The organism is Flavobacteriales bacterium (assembly GCA_016124845.1).
GTDB lineage: Bacteria > Bacteroidota > Bacteroidia > UBA10329 > UBA10329 > UBA10329.
In genome coordinates this window covers 48,049-68,417 of sequence record WGMW01000008.1, presented here as the reverse complement: position 1 = coordinate 68,417, position 20,369 = coordinate 48,049, and the positions used below count along the sequence as shown (strand labels likewise).

Genomic DNA, 20,369 nt, shown 5'->3' with positions numbered 1-20,369 from the left:
TATCATCTTACGATTAATTGTTTCAATTTTTGAAAAAAGCCAAATTTTTCAGAAGCAGGGTCATCCTTTTTCCGAATTGGTTCTTTGTGGTCGGGTTCCTGAATCGGATAGGTGTTCATACCTTTTTTATAACGGTCGGCCCCAGTAGGTTTTAAGTTGTGATAATTACAGAAAAGATCGAACTCTTCAGGTAGCACAAAAACTTCATCTATGGTTACAAAAATCCCCGTACTTCTTCCCGGCTTACCGATCTTCTCACTTTTGAAATCCTTGAATGTCAAATAGAAGTCATCTTCCAGTTCAAGCAATTCATACTCCTTGTTCTCAGGTTGCCTTTCGTCTCGGTACGCCATGCAAAAAGGGGCTTTTTCAGGCACAGCACTCGCTGCAATACTGATTCGCGGATTATCTGTTAGATTTATGAATGAGTTATGCAGAAGTCTGATGTCAAAAAGCAGAAGGTCACCCGCCTTGATGTTAAGCGGTTGCATATAGCTGTGAACCCTATCGTAAATTTTGCTGTATGGAAGCTGATGGTACAGTGATCTGTGTGGGGGAATGGAAAAATGACTGTATGGAAGAATTCCCAATGTGCCGTTTTCAATATTTACATCGACCAATGGGATCCAAATTCCCACTTGAGAGTATTTGGACTCATCTACTTGGGCCATGTCCTGATGAACGAATAGTTCACCTGCTTCGCCTCGATATTTGGCTGCGTAATTAAAACAGGTGTACTTGTGTCCGTGCAAGAGAAGGTCAAATTTACCGGATAGCTGATCTAGCAGGTAATGATGTACTTTGCTCCTGTATTCGAGATTTTTTGAGTAGATACTTACAAAAAAGCCTCCGTTCAAAACCTCGATAGAATGGTTCTCTGAGAAAAAATTCAACAATTCCTTTCGCTGGCCGGCCTCAATGAAATCCTCAACAACTGCATAGCCCTGCTCAAATATCTGCTTGCCCAGCTCCTTGGATCGTACGATTGTATGCTCAGGTCTGTTCCAACCGACATAATCGTAATTCGAATACTCAAAGAATTTCATTGATCAGTTTTTTAAACACTCGGATCACTTTGGAACCGGTGTTGGGTGTGGTGAATGTTGTGGCAGCTATAATACTTGAGAATTCGCTCATTGGATTTGCAGTAGTACGGACAAGTACTCCGAATACAGGCGGTTGGTAAAACTCATTTCGGTAATTACTGTAACGGAGGAAAAAGTCGATGGGAACCCGGTATTCATCTACTTTTCCCCTTTCCTTGTTGGGGAAATAAAGATACGTTTCAGCTTTGGAAGCAAAAATATTGGTCATGACGGACACTCGGATGTCTCTGCTAAGATTTGAGGCAGAGGCGTGTACAAGAGCACTGTCAAATAGAACCAGCTGTCCAGCATGGACTGTTAGCGGTAAAAGGTTGGGTAAGATCTCCTTTTCATGTCCCATGATTGGCGTAACTATTCCAGCACCGCGTATACAGTCAAATCTAATGTGTGAGCCAGGAAGGACAGAAAGAGTGCCATTTGACTCCGTACTATTGACAAGTGGTACCCAAAAGGTATATGTTCTGAAGCCTTCATCGGCCCGCGCAAAATTCCAATCCTGATGAACCATGAGTTCCGAATTCGGCCCAATGCCTTTTATCTGAAAGGTGTAAACCGTACTGCGGACATCTTTGAAAACACGAGCTAACGTAGGGTCGATTATTTCCTTTATGCGGTTATTCATCTCCACCCTGTATCCTCGGTCAGGGTTGTGTTCGCATGTATAAAGAACGTCGAGCGGAATATCATCTCTACCACTATTCTGGAAATGGAAGAGTTCCCTAAGTTGTGAGAGTTCTCCCTCGTTCAATAAATCAACAACTATGTAACCATCCTCATTGAGGCGCGTCTGTAGGCGGTCATCCTGCAATATGGCTATCGGGGTATTCATGGTTTAATGGGGCTGTATAGTTCTAAGAACTCACGATGGCTGTAAGGATGCACCCTGATACCTGTCTTCATTCCAATTTTCTCACCGAAAGAGGGTGGGAGTTCGCGTTCACGTTCAAAACACTCATACTGCAACCAAAAGTTTTCTGGAACACGGTAAATGTCCATATTGCCAATGTCAGCATCTGGGCTGTCATAAAGTATCTCCAATGGAGCCGAACTATCCACAATTTCCATTCCCAATGATAGTCTGGGTTTACCAGATGTGTTCAATCCCGAAAAGTGAATTGTTGCAGGGTCGAACAGCAGTGCACCGCCCTCTTCGACCAGAAATTTTCTTGCATGTTCAATAATGTAATGTTCCGATTCTTCGAACATGTAGTGGGCCGTATGTACCCGGTAATTCCGGAATACCCGATGACTTCCTTCCAAGAAGGAGAGAGTTCCGTTAGTATCTGATGAATCCTCCAATGGAATCCATAGAACATAACTGCGGTAATTGGACTCGTCAACAATGGTAAGGTCTTGATGAATGTTAACAGCGGAGGAAGAACCGACCCCTTTGACCTGAGCAACTATGACAGGTACCTTGTAATGTTCAAATATTTGATCCAAGTAGGGTTTCAGTATTGCATGGAACGTATTATGTACCGTTCGGTAGTACGTCTTTCCATTACCGAACATGGAGACATAATATGTGCTTCGCATCATTTCATTCAATTCTGGATGCAGCCTTTGGAAGGCTGCTCGAAGTTCGGTCGTAGGAAATCGTAATGGACCGTCAATAATCCCAACGCCAAGGTCTCTTAGATTTCTTTGCGTCTTATTGTCTATAATGATCTCTCTCATTTCTTTCTCCGATGCCGTACACCAACTGACGAATGTCGCTATTTGGATTTACCTGAACCCTGACTTTTGACATGAAGGACCGTGGATTTGTCGAATCTCGCAACTGATGAGAAACCGGGCAATTTGCGAAAGGCAGATTTAATGAGCAGGTTTTCTGAAATCTGGAAATGGATAACGTATTTATTTGCCGATCGACTTCAAACTCACCTTGCAATCAAACCACCATTGATTCTGTTGAAGACAGCAGCGCGAAACACGTTATGACAGTATGTGGTGGCCAATGATGCGTCAGTAACTAACTATCGTTATGCTTAACCGTTTCACCGATCGCATTCAGCACCTCTTCGAGCAATACTGGTTTAACTTCAATTCCCTGACGTATCTCGACCGGATGATCCGTTGGAGGACGAGATTCTGATTCTTCCCTGATCTTTTGATAATAAAAAGTGAAATCATCCGCTGGTTGATGCACCTCCAATTGGTGACCAGGGCCTTTTTGAAAGTAGATATTCATCGGTGCTTCCTTCGGAATGATGGCAACTTGTGCAACAATCCGTGGTGTAACAGCTGCGTTGAACGGAGAGCCATGAATTGTGTTGTGATAAAACAGTAGACCTTCCCCCGCTGTCATACTATAGGTCGTCATATAGGGTTTTAGTTGGTCAAGTATTTGAATATAGTTGGGAAAGAGGTAGCCCGCCCCTCTGATTTTTCTTTCAATGTTATGCGACCCTTCAATGATCCACATTGCCCCATTTGTCTCATCCACATCATTCAAGGGAATCCATAGATTGAATGAACGGTATCGACCCTCATCCACAATGCTCCAGTCCTGATGTACGGGGAATGTTGTCTCGCTTCCGTTCATTTTTACTATGAATTGTTGCGAAACCGCCCGATAGTTTTCAAAGGTCCTTTCACATGCTGCTTCAATAATTTCACGAATGCCTTTGTTGACATCAAGTTTATACTTGGTGTCGTGATGCCAAATGGTCATGTGAATACCATCGTAAAGCGTAGGAGGGGCAGCTTTACCATGCGTTTGATTGTACAACTCAGTAAGCTGTTGCAATTCGTTTTCCGTAAGAAATGGAATCTTGACAACCCCTTTTGTACTCAGCTTGTCAAAGTGTTTGTTGTTTTTAAGTTTGGCGGATGTCATTCCCTATCTCATTTGTAATATTGCATGGAAAATCAACTTTTTGTATTCAACATGGTAATTCTACGCGTTTGGCAAATCTTGACCCTACTGTTGTCCCGTACAGCTGTAAAGCTACTATCTTTTATATGACCGACCACGTATGCTCCCTCGTTCGTGCGTTGTACGGCCAATGAATTCTTTCATGCCGAAGTTCATGATTTGACTCCGCCTTGGGAATGACGAACGTCAGTATCTGCTGTTGTTATTTGAGGCTCATGGTTTGGTAAGTCCCAGCTTGATCCTCACAACTGCGTGTATCAGTTTTACCAGTTCCCTAAGTCCAATCCATATCCCTATTTTGCTCTTACCGACTCGCTCACTAAATCTTATTGGAAGATGAAGAATGCGCATTTTGTAATGTAAAGCAAGGACGCATATTAACGCATCCACAACAAATCCATCTTCATTTAACAGTGTCCTGAATTTACTTACCCGAAGGCATTTGAATCCCGTTAAAGTATCTTCAATTTTATCTATTCCATTAAGATTCACGATTGACGTTGCGATTCGGTTGCCCAGTCTTCGGAAGAAAGGACGTATAAGATTGGGAGGTCTTTTACCGATGATTAGATCTGCATCCTCCGCCACAGCCAGAAATTTTCTGAGGTCAGCAGCATCATAGGTTTGGTCACAATCGAGATAAATAAGGTGTTCCTTTTGTTGCTCATGGGCAATTTCAAGAGCCATTCGAAGAGCAGAGCCCTTTCCGGAACGAGGTCTGTGAAAAACAGGGACTTGCAGATTGCGGGCTATTTCCAACGTTCCGTCCGTGGAGAACCCGTCAACTATGAAAAGCAGACTTGAATAACCGGTTTGCCGAATGTTCTCCACTACTGCCTTAACACTTTCAGCTTCGTTATAAGTTGGTAGACAAACACAGGTATTTTCAGGTATGGATTTTTCTTTCATTTTCAGTATTCGGAAATTGCAAAGCCATAGTTTGCGTTGAAGCGTGCAAGAAATTCTTGTGGTACGGTTCTATGTCTGAAGTTCTCGAAATGAAAATAATCTGTGTTCAGAGATTCGAAGTGTGTGTTGGGTGCAAAAGATTTGTACAAGTATTTGTCTGTATTCATTTTGGGGTTGATCTGGTTCTCTTTCTCCAGACAAGATAGGCTTATGATAAACTCAGGGCCGACCTCGCTTAATTGGAATGTATCCGGATGAGCTGTAACAATTAGAACTACAGAGTGACCCAGTTCGACATTGCTTTTGACAAGTGTCTCAAACTCAATGTTCATATCGATTTTGGAGAATCTGGCAGGTATGTACTTTTCATCAATAATGAAAATTGATTCATCGAATTTTCCCGAAAGTTCCTCCATAAGTTCGGTTTCATAGATGTTGTATTCGTAATGTTCAATACCTGCCTTGGTGATATTGGAGGAATAGAACAGGACCGAAAAAACTACGGCAGCTTGAATTTGTGGAAGTTTTAAAAGATCGACCGATGTCTGGTTGAGGTACAGAAAGACGCTTGCAAACATCAAAATCAGACTGTAGAAGGCACCTTCAATGTAAAATTCGACTTCGTTTGATAATGGATAATCTGCATCGTATGTTATCAGTTTGTACATGATGAGCAGCCCAAATGTAGTCGCTATGATCAGATAGATGACCAGAAACAGCAGTCTCTGAGAAGCGATGCATAATCTGACGGTGTCGATGAGCATCATCAATGGGATCAGATAAACGAGCCCCACCGTCTGTGTGCCCAGATACATGAGGATGCCGCCCATGTCAGATATTCTCGCGTTTCGGAACGCCATTAACATGGATGACATGTGGTTTCCTTCATAAGGAGCCGGAAACCAAAACTGAGAAATGACCACAAATACGGTCACACAGAAAAGCGGGACAAGCTTTTTGAGCGAGAATTCATCCAATAGATAAATCAGCATTAGTGGGGCACTACCAATCAAGACGGCAATGTGGGTTCCTTTTATCAAGATCAACAACAGGGAAATGACACCGATTTTGAGCCAACCGTTTTTTATTCTGAAACCATCGGTTACTACAGCAAAGAGGAGGCAGAAATAGACTGAAGCGTTATAAACCTGTAGGTTTTGTGCGAAAAATCCTTCCGAATGGCTGAAGAGAATGCTAATTATAACCAGTAACCCTGCGATTGGATTCCTGAAATAGAAATGGCATACAAGCCAAGTAAGGAATTTGCTGAAAACGAACCAGACTGAACTGAGTATCAGAATTGTTTTCAGGGATAAGTCCAGGGATGGTCCGATTATGAAAAAGATTCTCCATGGTATGGCACCCCATCTGAAGTAAACCGGGGTTAGCCCATTTCCGTTGAGTATCCAGGTCAGTTCCCACGCGTAATCCTGATGGACAATACACTCCTTGTAGAATACAATGGATAGCAATAGGAAATACCCAAAGAAGAGAAACCCAATCAGTCCATAGAAATCCTTAGTCCCATAGTTGCGTAGTCGGTTTAGAACTTCCATGGGAGCATAATAGTGATTCTCGGATTAAGAATTGATCGAAAATTTCAGCATGCGGCAATAGCCTTAACCAACCACATGATCGAATGCGTTTTCAGACTCGATCTCAGAAGAGGCTTTGCTGGGCTCTTTCTCAAGCCAATGTTGCTTGATCTTTCTGATCATTAGCGACATGCCCACAAGATCGGTGTTCCATCTGTTGAGAGAGGCCTCCAAGTTCTTTTTGTTGCTGGCAGAAAGCGCAAAGTTGTAGTTGATGGCCAGTCCGTTACGATACTTCCCAAACGCCTTTTCCATATCATCAACCATCCATCTGTGAACATCGTAAGTGAAACTTGCAGTTGAACCGCTAAGAATTTCTTCTCTGGTTTTGCCGTGGGCACTAGAGTGGTACTGATACGTTTTAAGGTCATTCCAAAAAACATCGAATCCCTCTTCTTCTGACAACCCTTGTTCTTGGTTGTTGATGAGGTCGTAAGCTGCGCGATAGGCGAAATCACAGATGTCTTTCCAGTTATGGTAGTTGGAAATGACACGATACTTGTGAATGACGTTATCACCAATTTCTCCGCGCTCCAGCTTTGCATAGTTTTCTGGTTCGCTGTAAAAGGCCGTCAGCTCTTCAACGCTGTCGAAAAGCTCATTTTCTGTATCTTGAGCAAACTGATCGAAGACATCCTTTACGAACGGATCATCATCGATCATTTCATACATCCTCTGAATCCAACTCCAACGAGGAATTTTCTGTGAATCGAATAGATGCAACAGTTTCTCAAACCGAAGTTCATTCAAGAACAGATTAATGATAAGATGGTACTTTCTGGCAATGATGTACTCTTCAAAAGAGAACGTGTCGCTTGAAATGATGATCTCCTCAGTTTCAAAAACCTTTTCTCCATGATGAATGCTGAAGTTCTTCTGAATCAATCTGTGTTTGGCTTCAAAACCGAATTCCTTTCTGGATTTTACGGTTTCCATTTCTGAACCCTTCAGAAGCATGGCCTGGAAATTATTGAACCGTAGAACACCAGAATTTGTAAGCCCTTCCAGTGCCTTTCTGTGAGATTCCAACGATTCTCCTGGAAGACATAAGATCAGATCGGCCTGGGAACGAAGTCCTCTTCCTTTCAGATAAACATTGATATCGTTGTATGTGCTCAGCTTGATGTTCTTGCGTTTCACATTGGTAAGAACCGTGTCATCCAACGACTGAACCGATTGCCACATGATCATGGCACCGCTAACCTGTTCCATTGCCTCAATAATGCGTTCGGGCTTGTTCTTTCCCGTAGTGGCATCTATGAACATCGGATAATCATAAAGCTTCTGCGTTTCGCCCATGTAGCGTGAAATGTCAACATCACGTTCGTACATGCCGAAATTCGGATCGGCAATACGAAGAATCTTCACATTCGGGCTGTGGCTTTTGATCCTATCGGCAATGTAAAATAGTTCTTCTCGCACACGGTTCAGTCCAAAATGGCTCACCTTCGTGTAGTAGCGGGTTCCCTGTACGCAGAACGTGCAAGTGAACGGGCAGCCACGGTTTGTCTCGTAAAGCGGAGAAAGTTTATTGTCGAAAAACTTATCCATGATGCCATTGAGCCAAGGCGATGGAATCTCATCCAATTCCTTGCTGCGCGGATTCACGTTTCCCAATTTCACGCCATCCGAACTTCGGTAAACACAATGCGAGAGAGAACCGGAGTCCTTCAATTTATCCGCGTTACAATCATTTTCAATGAACAGCTTTACAATGTCGCGGGCAAGAAAATCTCCTTCTCCAATGGCATAAATGTCTATTTGTGGATTGCTGGAAACGAATTCAATCTGGCGTTCTTCCTCAATAGCAATATTGGGTCCGCCCATAACAGTTAGCGCCTGGGGATTTCGCTCTTTAACCAATTTCAAGTACCATAGGCTCAAGGCCTCATTCCACATGTAGTTGGTAACCATTACCACATCGGGGTTCTCGTTGATAACGGCTTCGCGGAACACATCCGGATAAGCGAAGATCTGACACTCTACTTGGTCTGAAAGGTCTCTATCGATTACCGCTTTCATATAGGCAATTCCCAACGGCATCGTATCGGCAAACAGAACGCCATCACGCACATGCCGAAGGTCGGCCAAGAACACTTTCACCTTTTTCATAGTCAGTAAAGATCGTACTTTTTCAGACCTCACAAGTGCTGGTGTCCGTAACCTCGCGTTTCAGCCAATCGTTGTGTATACGTCTGATAAACATGGAAAAGGACCTTGGGTCGAACGACCATATCTTGAATGTATCCTCCAAATTACTCCGATTGGAAGTTGAAAGTTGGAATGAAATAGCCTTTGGCTGCTTCAGTTTATAAAGGTTTACATCGGATACGTTATAGTCATCTCTGGTCCAATGATCAATGTCAAAGTCAAACGTTTCGGTATGATCTTCCAGTATCTGCTCGGGAGATTTGCCTGAAACATAGGCAAACCGAATATGCTTTCTGTATTGGTTGAGAAGTTCTGCAAGTTGCGGATCAACCGCTTTATCTTCAAGCAGTCTTAGGGTTGATGTAAATGCAGTTTCAACCACTTCATTCCAATAGTAGAACAGCGCAAGTGTTCTGTATTTGTAAATGAGGTTGTCACCAAGCTCGCCTCTGTTCAGTTTTTCGAAGTTGGTCTTGTCGCTGTAGAATTCCTGTAATTCTTCCTCCGATTCGAACAGTTCCGATCTGGTTTCGGAAAGAAATCCATCGTAAACCTCTGATAGCAAGTTTGAATTGTTAACCGTTCTGACAACACTTTCGAGCCATTGCCAAGGTGTAAATCCGAAGCTTTCAGCCACCTTGATAAAACCTTCGAAACGGGTGAAATTCCAGAAGATATTGATGACCAAATGATGCTTGCGGGCGGTCAGGTAATCATCAAAGGTCAAATCCTTGTTCGCTACCACTATCTCTTCCGTATCGAATACCAATCGGCCAGCATATTTCCCATAGCTTTTTGGCAACAGGCGGAACATGGTCTGGAAATCGTACTTGCTGCGTGTAGCAAAGGTTTCCAGGTTTGATCCCTTAAGCAGCATTGCCTGAAAATTGTTCAGCTTGTCTGTTTTGGCATTGATCAATTTTTCCAACGAACTGAGATGCTTTTTCAATGATTCGCCAGGCAGCCCCAGAATGAGATCCGAACTGGATTTCATGCCGCGACCTTTGATGTAAACTTGTAACTGCTCGTAGGCTTCGAGTTTGATGTTTGAGCGCTGAATATTCTCCAAAACCTCATCATCCAAAGACTGAACGGCTTGGTAAAGTACCAAGGCTCCATTCACTTTCTCCATGGTTTTGATGATGTTGTCAGCGCGATTCTTGCCTGTGGTGGCATCGATAAGCAACGGATAATTGTACTTGATCTGCGTTTCGCCCAAGTAGCCAGCTATGTCCACATCACGGTTGAACATGCCGAAGTTCGGATCTGCAATGCGTAGCACTTTCTGTTGCGGAAAATCGGTAGAGATCTTCTTGGCGATATAATGGATCTCCTTTTCAAGCCGTTCCAAACAGAATTCGTTCACCTTCTGATACCATTTGGTTCCTTGAACACAGAAAGCACAGGAGAAAGGACAACCACGGTTGGTTTCCAAAAGCGGAACGAGTTTTCCATCAAAGAACTCATCCAAAATGCCCGTGAGCCATGGAGAAGGAATGTCATCCAAATTCTTGCTACGTGGTTTTATTTCCGTGCAAACGTATTTGCCATTTTGCTTGTAGGCAGATGAATGGATCTCTTGAGACAAAAGTTTTTCCCTGTCAAAACCACACTCGACATATCGGGTAACCAGTTCAGTGGCAAAGAAATCGCCTTCGCCAAGCGCGTACAGGTCAACGTAAGGATGCGATTGCAGAAAGGCAATTCTGCGTTCTGTTTCAATTGGAATATTCGGCCCACCGACAATGATCAGGCAATCTGTGTTTTTCTGCCTTGCATATTCCGCAAAACTCATGGATAGTGCCTCATTCCATGTATAATTGGTGAGCATGAGAACGTCTGGAGCAGCCTCATTTATTGCTGCCTCAAGTTTATCCGGATAAGCGAATAAGCGACTGGTGTGGTCAGACAACCGATAATCCATGACCGATTTCATGTAGCCGATACCAAGCGGCATGGCATCAGAAGAGACATAACCGAGGTAGTTATGCCGCAGGTCGGCCAGATATATGTTCAACTTTCTGCTCAAAGTCTGCTTTCAAATTGGCTTATCTGTTCGTGGCACAGATTCAGCGCATCCTCCTGTTTCCACAAAGACCCGAAGTACCAATCGGCTGTCAATCCCATGCTTTCTTCTATTGAAAGTACTGGCCGCCAATTCAAGTGCGATAACGCCTTTTCGCAGTTCAATTTCAGAATTCCAGCTTCACGATGGTCGTTGGCATCTTCCACGTTTACCTTGGCATCCACTCCGTTCTTTCTCATCGAACTTGCCAATAATTCCACCAGTTCCAAAACCGTTTTAAAATGTAATGGATCTGGTCCGAAATTGAAAGCCTCACCATTCAGGTTTTCATCTTGATGGAGCTTTTTTGCCAAAAGCATGTAGCCGTAGATCGGTTCAATCACGTGTTGCCAAGGTCTAATAGCATTTGGACTTCTGATAATTACAGACTCATCTTCTTGCCAAGCACGGATACAGTCTGGAACAATACGGTTTGCGGCCCAATCGCCACCACCAATAATGTTGCCTGCCCGTACGGCAGCCACTCTTTTGCCGTTATTTTTCTTGAAGAAAGTATGGTAGTAAGAGCGGATGACCATTTCGGCCCCAGCCTTCGAACCGCTGTATGGATCCTTTCCTCCCAACTCATCCGTTTCGCGATAGCCCCAAACCCACTCCTTGTTCAAATAGCTTTTATCACTGGTAATACAAACCACTGTGCATGGACGCTCCGATTTTCTCACTGCGTCCAGAACGGAGGCTGTTCCGATAACGTTCGTTTCAAAGGTTTGTAGCGGTTGTTCGAACGCCAACGTGGTAATCGGTTGCGCTGCTGTATGGAAAATGATGTCCGGTCTAACCACATCAATCGCTTTCCAAAGTCGTTCATGATCCAGGATGTCTCCCTCGGTAGAATGAATAAACCTTGTAAGACCGGTCAACTTGTACACCGATGGTTCGGTAGGAATGTTCTTGGCAAAACCATGAACCTCAGCACCCAATTTCAGGAGCCAAGCACTCAGCCAAGAACCTTTGAAACCCGTATGTCCGGTAATGAATACCTTCTTATCCTTGTAAAATGATTCCAATTGGCTCATGCACTAACTCTGAGTTTCTAAAGGTATCAACACAATTGATGGAAGTTCCCAATATTTTCGCATCTGGAAGGATACAGAAATGAAACAGTCAGACAAATGTACGTGTGTTCTTCTCTGTGGTGGGCAGAGCTTGAGAATGAGATTCGATCTTCCGGCCACAAACAAAATTCTTGCGGAAGTTGCGGGCAGACCGCTGCTTCATCATATTCTGGATCATTATGATTCGCTGAAAAAGTTTGATAAGGTTGTGCTGTGCCTGGGAAATGATAGCGAGATGATAGCCGAATCCGTAAACAAGGCAGAATTGTACCAGAATCAAAAATGGGGAGATTCAAAGGTGGTGATGCTTGATACTGGAACCACTTCTACGGCTACTTACCGTATTGCACAGGCGCTCAAACATGTTGATGGAGAACGGTTTTTTGTGGCCTATGCTGATGTTCTCTCTAACGTGGACATTGACAGAATGACTGCTGAACATGAAGCGCATGACCGAGACGTGACGATGACCTTGGTAAAAGCACGCATGCCGTATGGTAGAGTAATGCTGGATGATGAGAACCGCGTTTACGATTTCATTGAAAAACCCATTTTGGAAGATTGGATCAATGCGGGTTCATTCATTATTAACCGCAGATGTTTGGAAGGAGTGGATACGAATCTTGAGTTTGAAAGCGAGTTGCTTCCAAGGATGATAAGGGAAGGACGAAAACTTTTCGGTCATAAACACAATGGCTTTTGGAAAGGTGTGGATACCTACAAGGATCTGGTCACACTGAGAACCGAGTGGGAGAAGATCAAATCTTCAGACCACTATTAATTCAGGCAGGATGATGATGAATTTTCCACCATCTCGGTGGAAGAACTCCAATTCCTTCATGATCTCATCCTTCAATGTCCAAGCCAGAATAATGAGGAAATCTGGCCGCTGATCGGGGTCTTTTAGAATTTCGGGAGAGTGGATGAAATGACCGAATGCAGGGAAATATCGACCTTGTTTTACTGGGTTTTTGTCAAACATTCCTGAAATCCGCGTTTTGTCCAGTTCGAAATATTCGATCAGCATAGTGGCCTTGCCCGCAGCACCGTAACCCATTATTGTTTTTCCTTCCGCAATAAGATTGTCAATAAGTTGAAGTGTGTCTGCTTTTGTCTCGTCAATGCGCTTTACAAAGGACCGTAACGTGTTCAATTCACTCTCATATGTTTCCTCAGATTGAAGTTTTTTAAGGCGAGAAGAACCGCCTTCTTTCTTACTGAAATAAACCCGTAGGTTGCCTCCATGCACGTTCAGAACCTCAGCATCGTTTAAGTGGAATCCGTGAGTAGAAATAAGCGAGCCGAAAGACTTTAAGGTGAAATAGGAAACATGCTGGTGAAAGATGATGTCGAATGCAGTGTTTTCAATGATCGATTTCAGGTAGGGAAATTCTGCAACTACAACTGTATTCTCATCGCAAACATTCGCCAGCCCACGTATGTAGTCGCTTGGGTCGGCAACATGAGAAATCACATTGTTCGAGAGGATCACATCGATAGGTCGTCCAAGTTCTGCCCGAACAATTCCAGATGTCTTGTAATTCCAGAATTCGCGGAGCGTGGGAATACCATCTTTCAACGCCCTTAGTGCTGGCCAAGTTGTAGGGTCGATACCAAGAACTGAAATCCCTTTCTCTTTGAATCGTTTCAGCGCGGTACCATCGTTGCTGCCAATATCAAGAATAAACGAGTCCTCTGTCAACTCGTACCGTTCAATGACCGTGTCCGCCAACTCGCGGAAGTGTTTGGTCAAAGCACTGGAAACACCAGTAAAGTAAGGGTAGTCTGGTGGAAAAAGAACGGAGGGCTCTACGAGTTCCCGAACATACACCAGTTCACATGCACGGCATCTGACCCACGTTAACGGTACTGATTCCGAAACTTCATTTGCATCGCTTTTCAGTCGGTCAGCCAAAGGAAGAGCTTCCATTCTGAAAATTTCTTCCAATTGGGCAGAGCCGCATGATAGACAGTTGTTCGAAACTTGGAACGGAACAGACATATTGCAAATCTAATGTCCGGGCCGCGATTATTGAATTCGTAAAGGGAAAGAGGCTTCTGACGATGATATGAATCACCCGGCCGGCCGCTCAAATGTTTCAGTTAAACGGTAACTTTGAAGGGTAATCATCCAACCATGCTACAACAACTGAAATCACTTTTTAAGAAGGACGCACAGGATTTCCCCTCGTTCGATGGCTCAAATTGGAAGCCTCAACCGTACACGGTTATAAAGAACCCGGAAATTGAAAGTACACTTGCCGAAAAGGGTTACTACGTTCTTCGGAATAGTGGGGATGTTAATATCTCAGAGTTCCAAAGAGTCTATGCTTCGGCCCACCATCAGAGTCCGGTAAATGGAGGTATGTTCTATACTGCCTACTCGCAGGACAGGAACTACCGAAGGAAGATCAATGTAGAACTGGGTACTGCTCTCAAAGCGTTGAATGATAGCCTGTTCGAGAATTATTATGTCACGAATAACTCGTTCATTGTAAAGTTTCCAGGAACTCGAAGTGAATTTTACCTCCACCAAGACTCAACCGGACTTGACGAATGGCGTTATTCACCATTGAGCCTTTGGATTCCTTTGCAGAACACGAATATTACCGATGGTTGTATTTGGTTGATACCAAAGAGTCATCGCTGGTTTTCGCCCTATCGGGGCATCTCTTTCAGATCCATGTTCGATGACCATATTGAGCTGTTGAAGCCCTATTTGATACCGATTGAAATGACTGAAGGAGACGTTTTACTGTTCGATGACCGCATTGTGCATCTTTCAGGTTCCAACATTGGTAAGACCTGTCGTGTTGCGGTAAGGTCGGGTATTTTCCCACGCGGGGCAGAACTGATCAGTGTTTATAGGGATGAGCAGGCGAATGGGCCCGTAGAGATCTATGCTCAGGAAGAAGATTATTTAACCGAAAATCTGAATTTTTACATTGATTGCACGGTGCGGCCAAGAACGGGTCGTAAGATCGGGGAAAGCAAGAGCGTAAAGCTGAAAATGACCGCAGATGAGTTAAGGGATCTTCTTGGTAAGGAAGCAACAATTTCTGCCGTGCAATACGAGGCCAGCCTAACTCAGGTAGCCTGTGATATAATTCAAGAACCGGTCTGACATGATGGTAACCAACGACATAGTAATTGAAAAGAAATTCAGCGATGATCTGGTAAAGTATGGCGTTGTCCGGATTCCGTTCCTGACGCCTGATGAATTGCAACAGGTAAAGGATTTCTATGCTGAGATGCATCAAGGAATGGAGCCTCCTACCATGTACAGCCGAATCCATATGACCATTTGGCATTCAGATCTTGAGTATAAGCTGAAGGTCTACGAAGGGTTGAAAGCAATTTTGCAGCCTGCCTGTGACCGTGCTTTTCAGAACTACCGGGCCATTTCACACCAGTTCATTGTAAAAATGCCCGGAGCGGAAACGGATTTTCCCGTACATCAGGATTGGAGCATTGTGGATGAATACAAATATCCATCCTTCAATCTTTGGCTTGCATTACATGATGTGGATGAATCCAACGGTGCCATGTGGGTAGTTCATGGTACGCATAATCTGAACCGCAAAGTGAGAGGCCCAGGCTATCTTTTCCCTGATTATACTGGCATTTTGGATGAATTGAGGCCAAGCATGTCGCAGTATCCGCTGAAGGCGGGCCAAGCGGCACTTTTCTATCATAGCACTGTTCATGGTTCCCCACGCAATCTTTCGAACGAACCACGCATTGCGGTGCAGGTGTCCATCATTCCAAAAGAAGCACCTTTACAAGTGTATTTCCAACGAACTCCGAACGACAAACTGGAGGTGCACCGACCCGAAGATAATTTTGCATTTGGGTACGAAAAAGTGCGGGAAGAATCGTTTACACGGCCGCCAACGGATTCGCCTGTAGAGGTAAGACCTCCGTTTCAGGTAGAACCCGTATTTATAAGTGAGGTTGAGAGGGCCTTGGTCATCTGATATTCTCAATCTTTATCCATACCGAAAGCGTATCGTTCGGTTTAGCAAGAAATACGGTTTTTCCGAAATGGTCAACATAATCAAGACCGCGCTTTCCATAGGCATCTTCGGGTAGAACTCGTACGGTTTTCGATTCTCCGGTTTTCATGCCAAGAACGGCTTTGTCAATTCCATTTATAACCTCATGATGCCCAACCACAAAACACAAAGGTTGAGGAGTTCCCGGTTGGTTTGTACCATCAATTCGTAAGTCTTCTCCGTTCTTTATTTCATATAAAATGCACACTGTATTCCTCTCTTTAGCAGCTCTATCACTGCAACCTACAAGGGCAAGTAGAAGCAGTGCAAGGAAAATAGCTTGGATTTTCATTGTCCGATAGTCTTGTATACAACTCTGAAACCATCTGGCACATCGCACATATCCAAGGGTGGTGGAGTGCTTGGTCCGTAAACGCTGTGAAAATAAATTTGAAGTTGAGCGGGGGTGTGATAGTAGAAACCGCCACCCTTGCCAATGTGGTATGGAGTTCTTTCATCCCAAACATCTTCTACCCATTCCCACGCATTTCCACACATATCGTAACAGCCAAAGCAACTTTGGGCATTGGAGGTTTGAAATCCTCCACGTAAAGAGCCGTCATAGAATCCGATAGGTGTGGTGCCAGGTTCAAATGGATCACCACTTTGATAATAGTTTGCGAAACTTCCATCAATGGAATCCCCCCAAGGAAAACGGAAATTATTTGATCCTCGAGCCGCTTTTTCCCATTCGGCCACGGTGGGCAAATACAAACCGAAATAATCACAGAATGCTTTGGTTCCATACCAAGTAACTCCAGTTACCGGATGGTTAGCGAACGAGGTGTCTAAATTCAATGTCCCTGAAGAATAAGTGATACGGTTGTCAAATAATTTGATGTGATAATCATCTTCCGGGATAAGAGAATCACCTTTATAGTGATACAGGAGGTTGGAATCAGTGAGGACAAGAAAGCTGTCTGAAAGGGCTTGCTTCAGAAAATGGAAGTATTGTCCGTTGGTGATTTCAAAGCGTCCGATCCAATAATCGTATTCGAGGTTCCTCGAATCACATTGCAGTCCCGCTTTGTAGGTGCCTCTGGGAACAAATACCAATTCAATGCCTTGAATAACAGTATCTTTGACGTGATTAAAATCTACCCTTCCAATCCCTGATTTCACTCCTTCACAAGACATGAGAATTATTAGAGAGATCGCTATTGCCGCTACCTTGTTCATATTCTTTTCGTGCTCGGATAAAGATACCAAGATGAAGGAAAGTGATGCTACTTCTGAACAGAAGATGGTTGGCGTCCATTCTGCGTTTTATGACGGTTCCGGACGCTGGATTTCAATTGCAACCACTGATGGTAGACTGATACTTGCGGATAGTCTGCTGAATGTCATAAAGACCGTGAATGCTCATGATATTCGGGTTTCTTCCTCATTTTTTGGATTGAACGATAGCTGTATCATAACTGGTGGAAGTGACAGTTCACTGAAAGAATGGAGTGTTCCCGATCTCGGTTTGATGCAAGAGATACCTATTGATTTCAGCCCTTACACCACGATATACGGCTATTCAAAAATTGTTAGTTGTGGAAGTGGTGGTGGCGTAGTTATCTGGGATGGATTGAAGAAACAAGGACAACAAGTTCAACTGGAAGATGATGGGGCCAATTATATCTTCTTTGTGCACGCGGACACGACTGTTGTGGTGTCTTCTGGACTCCATGGCTATGAAGTGGACATACCAACGGGAGTGGTCAGTAAGCGTTTTGCCGGTCACAGTGACAGGGTCTATTGTATAATGCCAAGCAATGATAAGACCAGAGTTGTCACTTCTTCGGCCGACAGCACGGTGAGGATTTTTGATCGGGGCACCGAACGATTGCTGTATACGTCACCTAAATTGGATGGGAGAGCTTATGTGTCGTGTTTCAATCACAATGATGATCTCATTGCGGCCTCCACATCTTCTGGGAGCATCTATTTCTTGGACACCACATTAACCGAGGTGAGAATGAGAATCGATGCTTTCAAGACACTTATCAATACCATCCATTATTCTCCCAGCGGTGATCATATGGTGGCCGGAAGTGAAGGTGGCGGTGCCAAGATATTTGACACCAGAACCGGTGAGTTGCTCCATTCTCTCAGTTACTGACACCATAAACCGTGGCCATTGCTTCCTTATAGTTTATCAACGGGGCTGAGCAGTTTCCAAGGTCGTAGACTCTGCCCATTCCGTCCATTCTTTCCGATTTCCAATACCCTTTGGAACATTCGTCAAAACTGAGTCGATACACTTCAGTTCGAATGAACTTGGGAGGCTCATCTTCAAAGGGATTCTTTCTTAGAAGTTTCGTCACATGCCCATTATTTGAAAATAATGCATTGACAAAATTGCAACTCCAAGCATTTTCCAGTGTGTAATATGGGTTTAGTGGGTTGTGCCTGCAATTGCTTTCGCTAAGGGTCTCGTAGAACATAAGATGATCGAGCCGTGGGTAATATGGAGCGAAGAATCCTATTTGGTCGGTTTTGCCCGAAGGAAGAAATCTGAATTCGTAATCTTTCCATTCTTCTCCATTTATACTTCCTGAGAACCGAAGTTCTCCATGGTACTTCGGTATGCCTTTGAAAACGCCATATGGATTACAAACACGCCAATAGCCGATCCATCTGAAGGGTTCATACAACACGTTGAGAACCTTTGAATCGGTTTTCCATGTGTTGAACATGATATTGAGATGATTCTGCGCAGAATACGGAGTAGGCTCAAAGACGTAGATCGAGTAAAGCACTTGCCATGCGATCTGTGCTGACAGGATCCAGGCCAGAAATCTTGGAATCCCGAATGTGGTTTTGGTGTCTTTCCAGTTCAATTTACGGAACCAACCAAAGTCGTCATCCTTTAGAATTGTGAGGGCGGCAACAATGGAAAGCACATTGAAGTACCCGTAATTGCCGTTCAATTGAATTAGAACCGAGATGGCAACGAACGTCCAAAAGCTCAGTTTTCTGAGTTTCTTACCACCGAAAACAGCAAATGGAATGAACACCTCACCGATGAAAAGTCCGATTTCCGCAAGCCATTTCATAATACGGGGAACCTGATGAAAATAGTAGGCCACAGGCGTTGGCATTGGTTGCGCCTGAAAGAAGGTGTCGAAGAATTCGAAATTCACCCAAACGGAGGATGGCATGTAGAATTTGTTGACACCCATGCAGAACCATAACCGGAAGTTGAGCATCAGAAAACTGAAGTGAACCAGTTTGGGGACGTATCCACGATATTGAATAAGATACGTGGAAAAGAGTGCGAGGAATCCGACTTCGGCAAGGAACAGGTCGATGATGATGATCAGGAAATCTCCACCGATGGAGGTTACTGAAAGGAAGGAGATCCAGGCCAAAAACGCGCCTAAGAAGACATGACGCGTGAGCAGTAAGAGCAAAGCTCCGAGTACTCCAATTCCAAGAATAATGTAAAGTGAAAGATCCGAAGGATAGAGGTGATAAAGTGACGGAAATTGGAGCAGACTTCGAATTACTCCTTGGTCGGCATAGGACATTTCAAGCAATCCTTTGGCGGGAAGAAGCCCATTCGACCCGATCAGCGCATCAACCTCATACAGAAGTGGGACAAGTGCCACCATGTAAACCAGCCCAAGGGATTTGTGAAAAAGCCGAAAGATGCTTTCCGTTTGTGACGGTGCTGCCGCCCAATTTCTGAATCGTTCAAGAAGCATTGCTGATTTCTTTGAACAGCATCTCCTTAGTGTAGGTCGTAGTTTCAAAATCAACCACTTTCAGAACGTTCCCTGTGGGCACCGGTTTGCCAGGACGACTGAACTGCCAATAGCGGTCGTCAACCTCGATCAATTCAACCTTTCCGTCCATTTTTTTGCAGTAAATGGCAGATGCAGCGTTAGGTATGGCAAGGCAATGAAAAATGAGCCTGTCGGTGTCAGAGTGGTTGGCCGGAGATCCATGAACCAAACTGTCATCAAAGATCAGAACCTCTCCAACATCAACATTCACCGGAACCATCCCGTAATCTTCAATCCGCTGAGTGATGCTCAAAGGTGGCCACCAGATATCTCCATTTCGGAATTTCTCAAAACGACCATGGCTGCGTGGTTTGAAATGAAGCGTTCCGTTAACTTCATTCGTGTCTTGTAGCGGAGTCCAAATGGAAAGCGAGGTGAATTTTTCCTCATCGACAGTGGTCAGATTCTGGTGTGGGCTGATGAATCCTTCACCCGAAGGTTTATTGAAGATGCTTGTTTGAATGATCCGATGGCCGTATAGAAGTTCGTTAACCAATGGTTTGAACAACTTGGAAAGATGTTTCCAAACTACGGTCTTATATGTTTGGTCAGTATCTAGAAACGTGCTATGAAATGTGACGTTATTGTCTGGGTTCTGTTTGCCTTTCAGTGAGGATGATTCGCTTTTTAGCTCAGTCATGATCTCCTTAAGGGTTGCATTAAGGAGGTTCTCATCAAAGAATCTAACCTTGATAAACCCGTGCTCCAAAACCTGTTGGTTCAGGTCGCGGTCTTTGAGCATAAGAGATTTCATCGTA

The 20,369-nt window shown here is 44.1% G+C and carries 18 protein-coding genes; 4 read left to right on the top strand and 14 right to left on the bottom strand.

What is annotated here, in order from left to right; translation table 11 throughout:
* Positions 1 to 2: 2 nt before the first annotated feature.
* From GC178_03440 to rfbG, 9 genes are all read right to left on the bottom strand, one after another.
* Positions 3 to 1,046: a hypothetical protein gene (locus GC178_03440; GenBank protein MBI1286611.1), complete on the bottom strand. Its 1,044-nt coding sequence runs from the start codon at positions 1,044 to 1,046 to the stop codon at positions 3 to 5.
* Positions 1,033 to 1,935, bottom strand: coding sequence for a hypothetical protein (locus GC178_03435; protein ID MBI1286610.1), 903 nt, complete (start codon positions 1,933 to 1,935; stop codon positions 1,033 to 1,035). The genes GC178_03440 and GC178_03435 overlap by 14 nt, the downstream gene beginning before the upstream one ends.
* Positions 1,932 to 2,783 (bottom strand): hypothetical protein, encoded by an 852-nt coding sequence (locus tag GC178_03430; protein ID MBI1286609.1) that lies wholly within the window; start codon positions 2,781 to 2,783, stop codon positions 1,932 to 1,934. Before GC178_03430 ends, GC178_03435 begins: the two co-directional genes overlap by 4 nt.
* 295 nt (positions 2,784 to 3,078) lie before the next feature.
* The gene (locus tag GC178_03425; GenBank protein MBI1286608.1) at positions 3,079 to 3,945 is read right to left on the bottom strand and encodes a hypothetical protein; all 867 of its coding nucleotides are present in this window, start codon (positions 3,943 to 3,945) and stop codon (positions 3,079 to 3,081) included.
* A 252-nt stretch (positions 3,946 to 4,197) separates the two neighbouring features.
* Complete coding sequence (locus GC178_03420) at positions 4,198 to 4,893, bottom strand: glycosyltransferase (GenBank protein ID MBI1286607.1); 696 nt, start codon at positions 4,891 to 4,893, stop codon at positions 4,198 to 4,200.
* A 2-nt stretch (positions 4,894 to 4,895) separates the two neighbouring features.
* Positions 4,896 to 6,449 carry a hypothetical protein gene (locus GC178_03415; protein ID MBI1286606.1) on the bottom strand — a complete coding sequence of 518 codons (1,554 nt, stop codon included), beginning with the start codon at positions 6,447 to 6,449 and terminating at the stop codon, positions 4,896 to 4,898.
* A gap of 63 nt (positions 6,450 to 6,512) precedes the next feature.
* Positions 6,513 to 8,600: a hypothetical protein gene (locus tag GC178_03410; protein MBI1286605.1), complete on the bottom strand. Its 2,088-nt coding sequence runs from the start codon at positions 8,598 to 8,600 to the stop codon at positions 6,513 to 6,515.
* 22 nt (positions 8,601 to 8,622) lie between these two features.
* Positions 8,623 to 10,668 (bottom strand): hypothetical protein, encoded by a 2,046-nt coding sequence (locus GC178_03405; GenBank protein MBI1286604.1) that lies wholly within the window; start codon positions 10,666 to 10,668, stop codon positions 8,623 to 8,625.
* Positions 10,665 to 11,741: a CDP-glucose 4,6-dehydratase gene (gene rfbG / locus GC178_03400; protein MBI1286603.1), complete on the bottom strand. Its 1,077-nt coding sequence runs from the start codon at positions 11,739 to 11,741 to the stop codon at positions 10,665 to 10,667. Before rfbG ends, GC178_03405 begins: the two co-directional genes overlap by 4 nt.
* A gap of 79 nt (positions 11,742 to 11,820) precedes the next feature.
* Here rfbG and GC178_03395 point away from each other — a divergent pair, with 79 nt between their 5' ends.
* Complete coding sequence (locus tag GC178_03395) at positions 11,821 to 12,561, top strand: NTP transferase domain-containing protein (protein ID MBI1286602.1); 741 nt, start codon at positions 11,821 to 11,823, stop codon at positions 12,559 to 12,561.
* On the opposite strand, the gene GC178_03390 is transcribed toward GC178_03395, so the two are convergent.
* Complete coding sequence (locus GC178_03390) at positions 12,547 to 13,782, bottom strand: methyltransferase domain-containing protein (protein MBI1286601.1); 1,236 nt, start codon at positions 13,780 to 13,782, stop codon at positions 12,547 to 12,549. The genes GC178_03395 and GC178_03390 overlap by 15 nt on opposite strands.
* A gap of 135 nt (positions 13,783 to 13,917) precedes the next feature.
* Between GC178_03390 and GC178_03385 the strand changes: the two genes are divergently transcribed.
* Positions 13,918 to 14,904, top strand: coding sequence for a hypothetical protein (locus tag GC178_03385; GenBank protein ID MBI1286600.1), 987 nt, complete (start codon positions 13,918 to 13,920; stop codon positions 14,902 to 14,904).
* 1 nt (position 14,905) lies between these two features.
* Positions 14,906 to 15,757: a hypothetical protein gene (locus GC178_03380; GenBank protein MBI1286599.1), complete on the top strand. Its 852-nt coding sequence runs from the start codon at positions 14,906 to 14,908 to the stop codon at positions 15,755 to 15,757.
* Here GC178_03380 and GC178_03375 read toward each other — a convergent pair.
* Positions 15,750 to 16,127, bottom strand: coding sequence for a hypothetical protein (locus GC178_03375; protein ID MBI1286598.1), 378 nt, complete (start codon positions 16,125 to 16,127; stop codon positions 15,750 to 15,752). The genes GC178_03380 and GC178_03375 overlap by 8 nt on opposite strands.
* Positions 16,124 to 17,014, bottom strand: coding sequence for an SUMF1/EgtB/PvdO family nonheme iron enzyme (locus GC178_03370; protein ID MBI1286597.1), 891 nt, complete (start codon positions 17,012 to 17,014; stop codon positions 16,124 to 16,126). Before GC178_03370 ends, GC178_03375 begins: the two co-directional genes overlap by 4 nt.
* Between GC178_03370 and GC178_03365 the strand changes: the two genes are divergently transcribed.
* Complete coding sequence (locus GC178_03365; GenBank protein ID MBI1286596.1) at positions 16,971 to 17,942, top strand: hypothetical protein; 972 nt, start codon at positions 16,971 to 16,973, stop codon at positions 17,940 to 17,942. The genes GC178_03370 and GC178_03365 overlap by 44 nt on opposite strands.
* Here GC178_03365 and GC178_03360 read toward each other — a convergent pair.
* Together GC178_03360 and GC178_03355 are read right to left on the bottom strand one after the other, a co-directional pair.
* A complete protein-coding gene (locus GC178_03360; GenBank protein ID MBI1286595.1) occupies positions 17,932 to 19,530 on the bottom strand; it encodes a hypothetical protein in 1,599 nt (532 codons plus the stop codon). The genes GC178_03365 and GC178_03360 overlap by 11 nt on opposite strands.
* On the bottom strand, positions 19,520 to 20,365 hold the full coding sequence (locus tag GC178_03355) for a hypothetical protein (protein MBI1286594.1): 846 nt from the start codon (positions 20,363 to 20,365) through the stop codon (positions 19,520 to 19,522). The genes GC178_03360 and GC178_03355 overlap by 11 nt, the downstream gene beginning before the upstream one ends.
* Between the last annotated feature and the right edge of the window lie 4 nt (positions 20,366 to 20,369).